The 13694-nt window shown below is 67.2% G+C and carries 11 protein-coding genes and 3 pseudogenes; 6 read left to right on the forward strand and 8 right to left on the reverse strand.

Annotation, left to right across the window (positions count from 1 at the left end; all coding sequences use genetic code 11):
- Window positions 1-832: 832 nt before the first annotated feature.
- Window positions 833-1252, forward strand: coding sequence for a hypothetical protein (locus ACFYNP_RS29390; RefSeq protein ID WP_388789603.1), 420 nt, complete (start codon window positions 833-835; stop codon window positions 1250-1252).
- Between the two features lie 359 nt (window positions 1253-1611).
- On the opposite strand, the gene ACFYNP_RS29395 is transcribed toward ACFYNP_RS29390, so the two are convergent.
- Window positions 1612-2247 carry a TetR/AcrR family transcriptional regulator gene (locus ACFYNP_RS29395; protein ID WP_388418346.1) on the reverse strand — a complete coding sequence of 212 codons (636 nt, stop codon included), beginning with the start codon at window positions 2245-2247 and terminating at the stop codon, window positions 1612-1614.
- Between the two features lie 147 nt (window positions 2248-2394).
- On the opposite strand from ACFYNP_RS29395, the gene ACFYNP_RS29400 reads away from it, so the two are divergent.
- Window positions 2395-3153, forward strand: coding sequence for an SDR family NAD(P)-dependent oxidoreductase (locus tag ACFYNP_RS29400; RefSeq protein ID WP_388789606.1), 759 nt, complete (start codon window positions 2395-2397; stop codon window positions 3151-3153).
- A 94-nt stretch (window positions 3154-3247) separates the two neighbouring features.
- Here ACFYNP_RS29400 and ACFYNP_RS29405 read toward each other — a convergent pair.
- Window positions 3248-3487, reverse strand: a pseudogene (locus ACFYNP_RS29405) (hypothetical protein); the annotation flags it as partial.
- Between the two features lie 458 nt (window positions 3488-3945).
- On the opposite strand from ACFYNP_RS29405, the gene ACFYNP_RS29410 reads away from it, so the two are divergent.
- Entirely contained in the window at window positions 3946-5067 is a 1122-nt protein-coding gene (locus ACFYNP_RS29410; protein WP_388789609.1) for an epoxide hydrolase family protein, read from the forward strand.
- 192 nt (window positions 5068-5259) lie between these two features.
- Here the strand turns inward: ACFYNP_RS29410 and ACFYNP_RS29415 are convergent, their stop codons facing one another.
- Window positions 5260-5754, reverse strand: coding sequence for a resolvase (locus tag ACFYNP_RS29415; RefSeq protein ID WP_388789612.1), 495 nt, complete (start codon window positions 5752-5754; stop codon window positions 5260-5262).
- 175 nt (window positions 5755-5929) lie between these two features.
- A pseudogene (locus ACFYNP_RS29420) lies at window positions 5930-6187 on the reverse strand (recombinase family protein); the annotation flags it as partial.
- A gap of 265 nt (window positions 6188-6452) precedes the next feature.
- Here ACFYNP_RS29420 and ACFYNP_RS29425 point away from each other — a divergent pair.
- From ACFYNP_RS29425 to ACFYNP_RS29435, 3 genes are all read left to right on the forward strand, one after another.
- Window positions 6453-6698 (forward strand): hypothetical protein, encoded by a 246-nt coding sequence (locus ACFYNP_RS29425; RefSeq protein WP_064456845.1) that lies wholly within the window; start codon window positions 6453-6455, stop codon window positions 6696-6698.
- On the forward strand, window positions 6685-7161 hold the full coding sequence (locus ACFYNP_RS29430; protein ID WP_388789616.1) for a Clp protease N-terminal domain-containing protein: 477 nt from the start codon (window positions 6685-6687) through the stop codon (window positions 7159-7161). The genes ACFYNP_RS29425 and ACFYNP_RS29430 overlap by 14 nt, the downstream gene beginning before the upstream one ends.
- A 201-nt stretch (window positions 7162-7362) precedes the next feature.
- Entirely contained in the window at window positions 7363-8523 is a 1161-nt protein-coding gene (locus ACFYNP_RS29435; RefSeq protein ID WP_388789619.1) for a serine hydrolase domain-containing protein, read from the forward strand.
- Between the two features lie 38 nt (window positions 8524-8561).
- Here the strand turns inward: ACFYNP_RS29435 and ACFYNP_RS29440 are convergent.
- From ACFYNP_RS29440 to ACFYNP_RS29455, 4 genes and pseudogenes are all read right to left on the reverse strand, one after another.
- Window positions 8562-8807, reverse strand: a pseudogene (locus ACFYNP_RS29440) (hypothetical protein); the annotation flags it as partial.
- Window positions 8808-9430: 623 nt separating this feature from the next.
- Window positions 9431-10219 (reverse strand): dienelactone hydrolase family protein, encoded by a 789-nt coding sequence (locus tag ACFYNP_RS29445; RefSeq protein WP_388789622.1) that lies wholly within the window; start codon window positions 10217-10219, stop codon window positions 9431-9433.
- Window positions 10220-10826: 607 nt separating this feature from the next.
- Window positions 10827-11582 (reverse strand): ASCH domain-containing protein, encoded by a 756-nt coding sequence (locus ACFYNP_RS29450; RefSeq protein WP_388789626.1) that lies wholly within the window; start codon window positions 11580-11582, stop codon window positions 10827-10829.
- A gap of 1746 nt (window positions 11583-13328) precedes the next feature.
- Window positions 13329-13682 carry an STAS domain-containing protein gene (locus ACFYNP_RS29455; RefSeq protein WP_388789629.1) on the reverse strand — a complete coding sequence of 118 codons (354 nt, stop codon included), beginning with the start codon at window positions 13680-13682 and terminating at the stop codon, window positions 13329-13331.
- Window positions 13683-13694 lie beyond the last annotated feature (12 nt).

Below are 13694 nucleotides of genomic sequence, written 5' to 3' on the forward strand. Positions count from 1 at the left end.
GTCCCGCGGATCACAGCTGGGTCAATTAATTCGGTGACTCTCCTCCCATCTTCGGAGAAGTGCAAGATATTGATGTCCTGGGTTGCTATTTTCGTAGAAAATTCACAGCGGGCGGAGCGGGCCGCAGCGGTGCAGCGAACGACGTCTGTCGCCACTCCGATTTCCGCAGAGGACAGGATGCGGGCGGAGCTGGCCGGCATGGCGCGAAGGCACCACCGCGCGATCCCTCCGCTACTTTTCGAGTCCGAAACCCGTTTTACGAATGCATGAGTAAATCTCGGCTCAAGCAGAAATCGGTAGGGCTTGCGGCCCCACGTGCTGATGGAGGCGGGTTCGTGCTCCTCGCGTCCAGCAGATTTCGCGATGCCACCGACAAGAAACGCGCTGAACCAGGCATTTCTTGCTTGAAACTCGACCAGGGTAGGCATGCCCGGATCGGGGCAGAGCTCGACCTCGCGGTTACGCCGACCCCGGTAGGAAACTTCCTTCAACGTGTGGCTCCTCACAGCATTCTATTTCCTAGCGGAAGCCCACAGTCTAGAGGAAGGTGAGACTCATAGAGGCTCGCTGTCAAGCGAAGAACCGGGCCAACTCTCCAGCACTGCGCGACGAGGTGGAGTCCGGCAGCTCGTCGAGGTCGGAGCCCCGGCGGTGCCGAGTCCCATACTGTTCGACCGCGACACTGCCGCCGGAAAGTCAAGCGAATCCGCGTCCTCACCGTTGCCACCGTCATTCAATTCGTTTCCGGCTATTTCCGTTTCATCCGGGGCACCCAGGCAACCTGTCGTGATGATAAAGTAGCTCCATTTGGCGCCGAACTGGAGACTGCCGAGTGACGACTATTTCCCTTTCCGTACTTCTTTCCCCGAGTAGCTGGTGGATTTTTCTGGGAGGTGTCCCCTGGATCTTCTGTGCGGTGGGGCTTGCCGTGGCGGACTGCTGCGCCTATCGCAGAAGAGTCACTACGTCCGCCCGGTGCATCCATGTCGAGATCGAGGCGGACGGAATGGCCCGGCACACTCTGGAAAGGGTCCCAGTCGGCAGCGAGAGGAAACTGGTCACGTTGCGCACAAAAAGGGAGGTCGTCCATCCGCAGGGGGTGCTGAAAATCTCGTACGACCCCAAGAATGCGCATGAGGTTTTCGTAGCGAGTGAACATCCTCGCATATACCGGCTGCGCGGCGAGATATTCATCGCAGGGATAGGGTTCGCGCAGATTCTTTACGTTGTCATCGGACGGGGAATCTCCTGACGGCTTTCTCATCAGCACCCCGCCTCGTCCGCCACGACCAGCTCCGCCATGACCATCGAGGAACTCCTCCGCCATGTGTCCGTCGAGGCGCGACAACGCGGCGTGTGCTCACCATGCCCGGGGCGATCCAGCGGGTACCGCCCGTCCTGTCGGCCGAGCGTGTCTCGGTGCTGCGCCGGCCGGTGTTCCGGATACGCCACAGCAGCTCATTCTGGGCGCGCGGCGCAGATGCCGCCAAGGCCTTGTCGTCACCGCCGCCCTTCTTGATCGCTTGACGACGGCTACGGGCCCCGCACGCTCGCGGCTTTGCGAACCCCCCTATAGCGCTCGGCGGCCGCGTACGAGTCGCAACCCCTGGATCAGGCTGATCGATCGGAGGCGTACCGGGCGAGCATGGTCTCCACCGCCTGCTCGACGGCGTAGCGGGTGTCAGACGCCGAGGGATCCCAGTCGGTCAGCAGCATGCGGGGCCACAGGACGTAGTTGGCGATCATCCCGAGGAACTGGTTGGCGGCGCTCTCGGTGTCCGGGACATCGGCGTTGCCGGCCTCGTGCTCCGACTCCAAGTAGTGCTGGACCGAGGTGAAGTAGGGCAGCTTGCCGAGTTGGAACTGCATCTGCCCCAGTTCGGGGAAGCGGGGCAGCTCAGCAATGACGATGCGGAACAGAGCCGTCATACCGGGCCGGCCGATCAGGTCGGCGTAGCGGTGGCCGATGGAGGTCAGGCCGGAACGGAGGTCTCCGGCCTGAGGTCGCGGGACGGCACCTGCGGCGTCACGCTGCCAGGACTCGGTGACGATGGCCTCGAAGAGGGCTGCCTTGGTGGGGAACTGCTTGAACAGGGTGGACTTCGAGACGGCCGCCCCTTCGGCAATGCGGGCAAGGGAAGTGCCGTCGTAGCCGCGGTTCAGGAAGAGGTCGGTGGCCGCGGAGATGATCGCCTCCCGCTTCTGCTGGGCGAGACGGCGGTGGTGCGCGGAGAGCTCTGCTGCCATGGATGCAGTATGCCCCAGATCCGAGGCGAGTCACTTGACTCGCCTCTTTTGCCGTGCCTACGCTGCGATGGACATGCGAGTCAACCGACTCGCCTCAGCTGGCGGTGCCCGATGTCTCTCTGGTGCCGTGCGATGAGGGAGTAACTGATGACAGTCGACAGGATCGCTTTGGTGACGGGTGCGAACCGCGGCCTGGGCCGGAGCACGGCTCTCGCGCTGGCGGCGCGCGGGGTGCGGGTCGTGGTCACTCATCGCGGTGATGGGGCCGGGGTCGAGGAGACTGCACGGCAAGTGCACGCCGCGGGTGGGACAGCCGCTGTGATGCGTCTCGATATCAGCGATATCTCCTCCTTCGGAGCCTTCACTTCCGAGCTGAGCGGGCTGCTTGAGTGCTGGGGGGCTTCGCGGCTCGACATCGTGGTCAACAACGCGGGAGTTGGTGTCTTCGGTCCGTTGGAAGCTGTCACGGCCGACGACTTCGACACGGTGTTCGGCACGAACGTGCGGGGCACGTTCTTCCTCATCCAGTCACTTGTGCCGCTCCTGGCGCAGGGTGCCCGGGTCATCAACGTCTCGTCGTCGTTGACTCGCCACACCAGTCCCGCGACGTCCGTCTACTCCGCTTCGAAGGCCGCCGTCGAGGCGCTGAGCCGCACTTTGGCCGCAGAGCTTGGCCCCCGGGGTATCCGGGTCAACTCCATTGCCCCGGGGCCGACCGCCACTGACTTCAACGGTGGCGCCATGCGGGATGACGTCGGTATGCGCCAGGGTCTGGCCGGGCAGACCGCGCTCGGCCGGGTCGGCGAACCCGAGGAGATCGGCGACGCCATCGCCGCGCTGGCGTCGGAGGACTTGCGCTGGATGACGGCCCAGCGCATCGAAGTCTCCGGCGGCATCCTCCTCTGATCGTCCGTGCGGGCCTGTCCCGGGCCCCGACCAACCCGGTGATCCGGCCCCGGGCCCCGAGCAACCCGGCGGGCCTCGCAGGGCGGCGCCGGATTCATTCTGCGCCGGTCTCGCCCGCGTCCAGCTCTCGGGGATCCGAGTCGCGCAACAGGCAGAGGGCGCCGCCGGCGGCTGGGGTCGCGGCGGTGGAGCAACTGCCGCCGAGCAGGTTCAGGTTGCGGTGCTTGAGCGGAGGGAGCCGGACGATGTCCTCGTCCCGGATCTCGTGGCCGTCATCCCAGATCTCTTGGCCCTCGGCGCGAAGCCGGGCGACGGCGGCGTCAATGGAGCGGGTCTGTCCCGAGCGCGACTCCGGCGTCTTCAGCACCGCCACCAGGTCCCCGAGCAGCGCCGGGTCCGCGCGGCGGGCCCGCGACCGCGGCGTGCCGCCGCTTCCCCGCGACTTGCCGCGCCTCCGACACCTGCCGAGCCTGCACGGCACCACAGGCAGCAGGACCGGCGATGGCGCATCTGCCCGCTGAGCAAGGATGCCCAAACCTCGGCGCCACCCTGCCGTGCGCAGCAGCTTCGCATCGATATCGAGGCAGCCGGACTTCCGTACCTCCGCCGGTTCCTGGAACCGGCCCCAGCCATCCACTGGCTGCCAAAGCTGCCACGCGTGGCTTCGAGTTGGAGGCGGCGGTAGGAGGCAGGGCACCGGGGCAGGCTGAACGAGTCCGGCCGCGATGAGGACCACCTGCATCAGATCCGCTATCGCCCTAACCAGTAACTCGACCAGTAAGGGGCCTTGCCATGCCTGCCGAGCCATTCGAGGTCAGCATCACCGAAGCCGAGATCGCGGACCTGCGTGAACGGTTGCGCCGGACACGGTGGCCCGAGCGCGAGCCGGTGGACGACTGGTCACAGGGTTTGCCGCTGGCGTACGCGCAGGAGCTCTGCCGCAGCTGGGCCGAGGAGTACGACTTCGGGTTCGCCGAGCGGCTGAACGCGTTCCCGCAGTACCGCGACACGATCGACGGACTGGGCATCCACTTCCTGCACGTCCGCTCGCCGGAGCCGGACGCGTTCCCGCTCGTGCTCACGCACGGGTGGCCGGGCTCGGTGCTGGAGTTCCTGGAGGTCCTCGGCCCGCTCACCGACCCGCGCGCGCACGGCGGCGACCCGGCGGACGCGTTCCACGTGGTCGCGCCGTCGCTGCCCGGGTACGGCTGGAGCGACAAGCCCTCGACGACCGGGTGGGGCGTCACTCGCACCGCGCGCGCCTGGGACACGCTGATGGTCTCGCTGGGCTACGAACGGTATGGCGCGCAGGGCGGCGACTGGGGCTCGGCGGTGTCCGGGGCGCTGGGCGAGGTGGCGCCCGAACGTGTCGCCGGCGTCCACCTCAACCTGGGATCCGTGGCGGCAGGCACGTTCGACGACCCGACCCCCGCGGAACTGGCGAATCTCGCGGCCGAGAAGGAGATGCGGCGCACGGGCCGGGGCTACTCGGCGATCCAGGCGACCCGGCCGCAGACACTCGGGTACGCCCTCACCGACTCCCCGGCGGGCCAGGCCGCCTGGATCGCCGAGAAGTACTGGGCGTGGACGGACAACGACGGCCATCCCGAGGACGCGCTGTCGCGGCAAACCATCCTCGACGAGATCTCCGTCTACTGGTTCACCGCGTCGGCCACCTCGTCGGCGCGCCTGTACTGGGAGAGCTTCGCCAACTTCCGGAACACGGTGACCGCACCATCGGGGCTGTCCATCTACCCGCGTGACATAACCCGCCCGTCGAGGCGGGAGGCCGAACTGCGCTTCACCGACCTGCGCTGGTTCGAGGAGCTGCCGCACGGCGGCCACTTCGCCGCCCTGGAGCAGCCGGACTCACTGGTCGAGCAAGTCCGCGGCTTCTTCCGCCTGTTCCGCTGACTGTCCGTGCCGCCCCCCGGGAAGCCCGCGCCCAGGGGGTGGCCCAGTCTGCACCCGGCGATCGGCGCATCCGTACCTCTCCCCCGCTGACGGCGTTCCGGCAGCCCCTAGGCCGTCGGTCACGAAGCCGCCTCCCGGCAACATGACTGCGGCCCCGGGGATCAATCGAACCGTGGTTGGCGCTGAAATTGATCATGCTCCCGTCGTAGCCGGGAGGGCGTTGACACGGTTCGCGTACTCTCGGCGGGCCTTGCGCTGTGCCGGGACCACGGTGGTCCCCGGGGCGCCGTCGAGGGGTTGGCAGATGTCGAGGAGTCGGCGGTGGACCGCGGGCACGGCGGTGACGCGCAGGGTGTAGCCCTGACCGCGCCGTACGATGACGCCCCGGTCGAGCGCGGCCCGCTCGACGTCGTCCAGCTCGGCCGCACGAAGGAAGTCGGCGACCTTGCCCGGCACATCGAGGACGACCGGCAATTCCAGGGCCGGAGCGCCCGGGTCGGCGGCCGTGTGCTCGGGCAGAAGGTCCGCCACGGCCGTGCGGATGGCGCCGCGGCTGACGCCGTGGTCGCGGGCGAGGGCGGCGATGGAGCGGCCCTCCAGGTACGCGTTGCGCACGGCGTCCGTCTTGTCGGCCGGGACGGCGGGGCGGCGACCGCCCTTGTTCCCCTTGGCCTCGGCGGCGCGCAATCCGTCGTAGGTAGCTCGCGCTGGAGGTCGCGTTGGAGTTCGCCGGCGGCGGCGAGGTCTGCACCATGAACTTCACGGTGGACAGCAGCTCGCCGGTGCGCGGGTGACGGGCGGTGAGATCCATCGCGGAGAACGCGCCGTCGTGGATGCGCAGGGCGAGACGGTCGCGGTGCAGGACGTCGAGCACGTCGAGGATGTGCCCGGTGCCGCGCACAAGGCGGAACATCTCGGAGATGTGCACCGTGTCGCCCGGCCGCGCGTACACGAGCAGTTCGCCGAACTTCGGTCGCTCAAGCGGGTGGAGGCGGCTGGAGGTGCCGGCGTCCTCCTCGAAGACAACCGGGTCCTCGATCCCGGCCTCGGCGAGGACGAGGTTCTGACGGTCGGTCGACTGCTGGTCGGTCGACACCCGTTTACAGACCAGGTTGGCCATGCCACTCCCCGTTGTGGTGGTCGCATTCGACCCTAGCTGTCAGCAAACCCTGTCATCAGCCGCCATCGGATCTGATTGGATCGGCGCCGCCTTCGAGCCCCGGAAAGTCTGGGTTCATTGGACGCATACGACGCCTGTCGTCCTTCGTTCGTTTGCCGACAGGGAGGCCCGTGATCACGAGCCTCCGACGGGATCGCTGCACTCCGCGCCCCAGTTATTAGCAACTCGGGTTGACTATCTTCGTTAGTCAACTACAGTTGCTTGCATGTCCGTCGGCGAGAATTCCCTTCCCCCTGAGCCCGCTGACGCCCTGGCGGCTGTCGTGGCGTTGCGGCGCCTTGCCGATCAACTGGAGGACGCCGCTGTCGAGCAGGCCATGCGGGCGGGCTGGAGCTGGCCGCAGGTCTCCGAGGCACTCGGTGTCACCCGCCAAGCCGTCCACAAGAAGCACGCCAAGCGGCTCATCGCCGCCGGAGTCAAGCTGAGGAGGCGCGGCGATGAGCGCGTTTGACAAGTACCTGCATGCGGTCATCGTGCGGGCGATGGACGAAGCTCAGAATGATGGGTCGGCGACGATCGACGCGCACCATCTTCTGTTGTCGCTCGCCGCCGATCAGGGGTCTACCGCTCAGCAGGCCCTGGCCTCGGTCGGGCTCGATCGCGCTGCTGTCCGCGAGGCACTGGATCGAGAATTCGAGCACAGCCTCAGCATGGTGGGAGTGTCTCCGGCCGTCTATGACCTTCCCGGGCCGAGCCGCGCTTCCCAGCAGCCCAAGATGGGTGCGTCCGCCAGACTCGCACTGGATCGGAGCTTCTCCTCCGCTCACAAGAAGGACCTGCGGTCAGCGCATCTGCTGCTCGGGATCTTGCAGGCTCAAATCGGCACCGTGCCACGTGCTCTCGCCTTGGCCGGTATCGATCAGGCCGGGCTGGCGGACCGAGTACGGCAGACGCTCAACAGCCAGGATCAGTGACCACCGGAATCAGTTCACACGGTCAGTTCACCCGCAGCCGTGCCCCTTGCCGTGATGTGCAGTGGGTCCGGTAGGCGTGCGCGATGCGTCGCGCGCTGCGCTGGGCGCTAGCCCCCTGCTTAGAGCCGGTGGGCCGGTGATTCAGGTCGTGGAGAGGGACCGGGCGGTCATCCATGGGTCACGCACGACAAGGAGGACAACATGCACCAGCACACCGCTCATACAGACAACGGCCGGCCGGGCGCCGAACCGGCCAAAGCAGGGGGCGCGCCATCTGAGTCCGCGTCGGCCTCAGGGGCCGAGGGCTACGAGGCGGTCCAGCACTTACTTCAGCAAGCCGTGACTCAAGGAGGCCTCCCCGGCATTCTCGCTGAGGTTTGCGACGGCGACCGGCAGTGGTTCGGGACCGCAGGAGTGGCCGACACCCGAACCGGCCGTAAGCGTTCACAGCAGGACCGGTTCCGCATCGGCAGCATCAGCAAGACGTTCGTGGCCACCGTCGTGCTGCAACTGGCTGCGGAAGGCAGGCTGAGCCTGGACGACACCGCGGAACAGTGGCTGCCCGGCGCGGTCCATGGCCATCACCACGACGGTGCCAGAGCGAACATCAGGATGCTGCTCAACCACACCAGCGGGATCTTCAACTACACCGATGACCAGGAAGCACTGAACCGTCACGAGACACACCCGCCCGAGTCACTGGTGCAGATCGCCATGTCCCATTCGCCCACCTTCACACCGGGCTCGGGCTGGGCCTATTCCAACACCAACTACGTCCTCGCAGGCATGATCATCGAACGCGCCACCGGCCGCGCGCTTGCCGAAGAGATCACCGAGCGGATCTCCCGCCCATTCGGCCTGACTGGTACGTACCTGCCGCACGGCAGCGACCCGACGATCCACGGGCCACACTCCCGGCACTACACGAAGCTGTTCCAGACCGACCTCGGCGCGCCGGTCCACGACGCGACCGAGCTCGATTCATCCATGTTCTGGGCAGCCGACGGCATGATCTCCACCGCCGGGGACCTCAACCGGTTCTTCGGCGCCCTGCTTGGGGGCGGGATACTGCCACCGGACCAACAACGCGACATGTTCACCACCGTGCCCACCCGCGACTGGATTCCCAACGCCGCCTACGGCCTCGGCGTTTCCTCAGTGAGACTGCCCTGCGGGGAAACGGTCTGGGGCATGGGGGGTGCGCTCTTCGGATCGTGGTCTTACGCCTACGGCTCTCGCGATGGCGAACAGATGGTTACCACCAACGTCAACGGCGACTGGAGCAACGGCGGTTGGGACGACCCCATCGGTATCTTCACCGATCTACTTCAGGCGAAGTTCTGCTGCCAGAGCGATACCTGAACACCGGTCACGGGTCGGGCCTGCTCCGCCCTTGACACTTAATCCTGCCCACCGTCGTCATCCTCGTCCAGCTCCGGCGCACCCGGGTCGCGCAGCGGGCGCAAGCCACCGTCGACCGGGGTGGAGGAGCGGAAGCTGTAGCGACCGAGCACGTTGAGGTGCGCGTGCTTGAGCGGGGAGACGCGGGCGACGTCCTCGTCCAGGACGTCGTGCTCACGCTCCTCGGCCGACAGCGCCCGCAACTCCTCGACGGCAGCGTCCAGATAGCGAGTGCCGGCGAGGACACCGGGATGTGCGGCTCCGCGATGGGCTGGCCGGTGGCGGTCATGTGCAGTCGGAGCCGCTCGGTGAACCTGTCGTAGGGGTTGACCGCCGTCAGCGGCTGCGGTCCGACAGCGGATGTCCGGCACATGTACCGGGCCACCGTCAACGGCCTCACACAGCGACCGCTGTCGCCGCCCTCGCGCTCAACGGCTGCGACAGCAAACCGCTCCCCAGTGTCCCGGCAGTGGGCCGGCACCGCGTCCGCCCCAGTCCGCAGACCGGCGGCGATCTCGTCCCGCCCGGCGCCCAACCTTGCCTCTTGACGGGATCGAGCGCGCCCTTCAGTCCGATCACCGGCACCCGGTCGCCATCCACTTTCCCGCAGGAAACCCACCGGAGAATCGGTACACCTGAGACGAGGCGCTCAAGCAGACCCAAGACCGCCCCGGCCAAGGCACCCGCCATCCGCCCCAAGACCAAATCGGCCACTCGGTCGCGGCGCTGATCCGTCACGCACCAGACCACCCGGCTCGGGCCGCGAGACGGCGCGCCGCTCGCGTCCCGGCGCCGGTCGGCGGTCCGAACGGGGTGGGGGCAACCCGGTGGTCGGGCTCTACTACACCGCGACTGCGGGCGGGACGGCTCAGTGCAGCTCGGCGGCGAAGAGTTCTTCCACGAGCCGCCAGGAATCCTCGGCGGCCTCCTTGTCGTACGAAGCGGGGCCGGGGAAGAAGAACGCGTGCTGAGCACCGGGATAGACGGACATCTCATGCCGCACACCGGCCGACACCAGTGCTTCCGCGATCTGCTCTCGCTGGTGTGCGTCGATGATGTGGTCCTCTTCCGCGAAGAACAGCCGCACCCTGGTGCCGTGTTCGGCGATGTCGGTGGTCGACGCGAGCAGCGGCTCGGGCCGGCTCAGTGCGGTACCGGCCTCGGTCAGCCAGCCCGGGAAGTAGATCGCGGCGGCGGCCAGGCCGAGACGGGTGGCCGCGAAATAGGTGACGTGGCCGCCGAGGCTGAAACCCAGCATTCCCGTCTTTGCGGCATTACCCGCGTGGGTGCGGGCGTAGGAGACGGCCGCGCGGAGATCCGACTCGACCTCGTCCCGGGTGAGGCGTTCGATGAACGCGAAGCCTCGTTGCCGGTTGACGTCGTTCTGCGGCATGCCGGTAGCGGTCGCGGGCCCGGCCCGGTGGTAGAGGTTGGGGGCGATGGCCACGTAACCGAGTTCGGCCACCCGCCGGGCGATGGCCCGAACGTCGTCGGTCACGCCCCAGAGTTCGGAACCGATGAGAACCACCGGATAGTCGCCCGCCACGGCCGGACGGGCGACAAAGGCACCCATGGACGAAGCCTCGCCCTCCCCGCTGCCGCCCCGGTCTGCGGACACCTCGATGTCGACCTGCTCGGCGATAATCACCTGTGCCATTCCGTACCCCCGCTGTCTCGCGTACACCTGTTGCTCGTGCTCAGCCGAAACCATGTCACGATCGTTCCGAAGCCGTGGCATTTTTCCGAACAGCAGTCTGGGGTTGAGCCGACGGAGGAATGCTGCTGGGGCGGTGCTGAAGGGCGTGTCGGTGATCGGCGGGCGACGAATCACCTCCGCTCGCCCCGGCCGCCGCCACTGCGCGTACGCCATGGTCCAGCGCGCGTACACCTCACTCTCGATCCTCGTACGGGATCGGCAAAACGGTATATGCGTGTATTGGCGGCCGGTCGCCGCTTTCCCGAAGGCCCGACGCACTGTCCGCCAGCAGAGCTCGAAGTCGGTCCGGTCGCCAGCAGATAGCGCACCCGCACCACATGGGCGAACGGGCACCCCGCCCGATCAGCGCGGCTTCGATATTGTGCCCAGGTACTGTCCGGCCGGCTTTGCCACCTCGTCCTGGATCGCCACGCCTGCCCACACCACTCGGTCAGCAGGGCCAGAGGTGTCGGCGGGCGAGAGCCATCCATTTCTCATCCCCCCGGGCCCGGCACTCGACGCACTCGCCGTCACCTCGCGGCGCAGCCGTCGTTGGCGCATCCGCGGATCAGGTGGCGCCCTCCCTGTCACTGACCTGGAAGGTGATGACGTCGACTTCGTCGGTCCCGGACAGATCTGGGTAGTGGCCCTTGAGGGTTTCCCGGAGTTCGGCCGCGGTCGTGAGTCCCTCAGCTTGGGCGTCCTGGTCGGTGAGGTCACTGGCCAGGCAGTGCCTGATGCCAGTCACCTCTGCCGACAGGACGACTTCAGGGTCGCTCTCGAACACCAGTCGTGCCCGGCCGAGCTGCGCCGGGTCCCGGAAACGGGTGGTCTTGGTCTTCGCGCCGGAGCGGACGGCTTCGAGATAGCGGGGGTGGAACCGAACGATGGGAGGACCGGCCGTCTCGGGGTCTAGGTGGAGTGATGGGTCGAATCTGTTCATACCCGCCTCCGGGGTCCATCGCTGTGCCAGCGGCATCAGGTCGACGGCGAGCACGGACCTGAGCCCCGCCGGGGTGGGGACGATGACGCGCATCGCCGGGTAGTAGTCCACGAAGATCTGCCGATCGCGCCCGCACGGACCGATGACCCCGCGCCTGTGGTTTCCCACGGCCACGATGCAGCGCATCTGGCGGGCGCCCTGGGCCCGTGCAGCTGCCAGGGCCACGAGTTCGGCGCAGGGTCCGCCGGTGAAGTGGTAGAGGTTCACACCGGCGAACATCCGGTAATCGGCGGCCATGACCGCGGCGCCCACCGTGTGGGTCCCGTCTTCATCGGGCCCGGCGTCGGTATGCGCTTCTATGGTGCGGCGTGCCAGCTCCACGAGTTCACGCTCTCCGTCATGGAGAGCTCGTGCCGATGACGGGACGTACACCTCTCTACCCTTCCTTCAGCAGACGCCCAGAAGCATTCCACGCCACGCGGGCGGGCTCCACAGGGTTTCGGCCCCAGGGTGTCCGCATGGTCGCGTCCGTGCGACGCAGGTGCTTGACGCGCTGGGGACGGCGGAGACGCCTATGCGGTCGACGGAGCTGTCGGTGCTGATCTTGGCCATCAGCTCCCGCCGGGCCAGGATCGCGTTCAAGGCGACCTTGCCGCCCCAGGAGGCGGCGACGCGCACGCCCTCCCAGGGACACCCGGGGGTCTCCACGCGCGGCAGTCAGTCGAATCGATGTCCGAGAGGGGGACCCTTCCCTCGTCGCAGCAACGCGTTCGCTCAGTTTGCGCGCATGGCGTCGCAGAAGATGACGCATTCGTTCACGTCCGAGCCATCGACTCGGACGGCATCAAAAACATGTTCCGTAGTCGTCGGGTTGGAGATGCAGCTTTGGGCCGTCATCCACCGCCTGCGCGGGAGATGATGGCCGGATGCTGGTCAAAGTGGAGGCGGTGCAGCCCGACCCGTCGAAGCCCAGGTCCGTCCGAATTCGCTCGGCAGTGGGCACTGCTGTGGCGCTCTGGCAGGGGGCTCCCGAGGCAGTCGGGCAAGAACACCATGTCGAGTGGACTGTGGACGAGGGCATCGAGTGGATGGGAAATTCATGGCCAAGTCCCGTTTCCTCCTCTGAGCTGCGAGAAGAGGGTGACCGCATCATCTTTCGTGGGCGACTGAGCCTCACCGGAGATGGCGGGCCTGTCCTACAAGTGGATGGCGCTCTGATCTTGTTCGACATTCCCCAACCACCGCTGCCTCAGGATGTCGACGGGTCATGGGTCGAGGTCCAGGTAGCAAAGGAGCACGTCACTGTCTGGCCGTACGAGCTCTGACTGCTGGCGGAGGGTCAGGTGTCACGCCATTGCGGAGTGGACTGGGTGAGTCTGCTCGTGAGGTCGCCCGTTGCAAGCTCGATCGTGGCTCGGAGCGGTGTGGGTGGAATCCGCAGTCGCGGGCGAGGCATCGATGACGCACGAGCCGGCCGTAGGCCCACTCGACAAACCGGCACCGCTGAACCACCTCGATCTGCGCGCAGCGCCGGGTCGGTTTCCTCGGCAACCGCCAGAACGGTCAAAGCCTTGCACAAGGTCCCCACCATCAGGAGCCACAGCCCTGGAGACCGACCCGCACCGATCGCTTGATGGTGGGACCTGCTCGCCTCACTTGGTGGTGGTACCTGCTCACCGCTGGGCAGGCATACGTCCGTTCCTGACGGTCGGCCACTGGCCACTGATGGATGACCCATCCGGGGTGCTGTGGCGGGAAAGGTAGCGCTGCCCTTCGTAGGTTCCGCGGACCGGGTGCCAGTTGATCCGTGTACCGGGCGAGTGTGTCCGAGCAGGCCTGGAGCTTGTCGCGTGTGGCGAGGAAGAACTCCATCGCGTCTTCCAGCAGTGCGTACGAAGGCTCGACGGCGTCCTCCGGGGCGTGGCGTGCGGGAGCGCTGAGCGCGGGCGGATGGGGGGGGTGAACGTCATGACCGGCATACGGGAACGCGGCCGGCAGAGCAGCGGTCCCCTCGTGGAGACGCCGGCAGAGCAGCGGTCCCCTCGTGGAGACGCCGGCCGACCAGCTCGGAGTCGGTGGCAATCATGGCGGAGGGAGACTTCCGCGCCGATCGTCGGTAGCGAGGACTCAGGTGAGCAGATAGCGGGTGTCGGTGAGCTGCAATAGGCGGCCGACGCTGCGGCTCGCCGCAGTGATCCGCAGCCGGCGGCCTGCGCGCAGGGCCGCGAGGCGGGCGGCCAGCAGTACTTCGAGCCCTGAGGCGTCGCAAGCAGTGACCCGTTCCAGGTTGAGCAGGAGGGTACTGCGGTGGGAGGTGAGGGCGGTCAGCAGGGTCTCGCGCAGGAAACCGGCGCTCTCAGAAACGATCTCCCCGCTCACACAGACCTCGACCGTCGCCGGTTGTGGACCGGGGCCTACGCCCACCGACAGTGAGCCGGCGGCAGCCGGATCAGGTCCCTCGGCACAGAAGAGCGCGGCCATCGGCTGCCTCCC

It is taken from the genome of Streptomyces sp. NPDC006691, from assembly GCF_042869955.1.
In the GTDB taxonomy this organism is placed as follows: domain Bacteria; phylum Actinomycetota; class Actinomycetes; order Streptomycetales; family Streptomycetaceae; genus Streptomyces.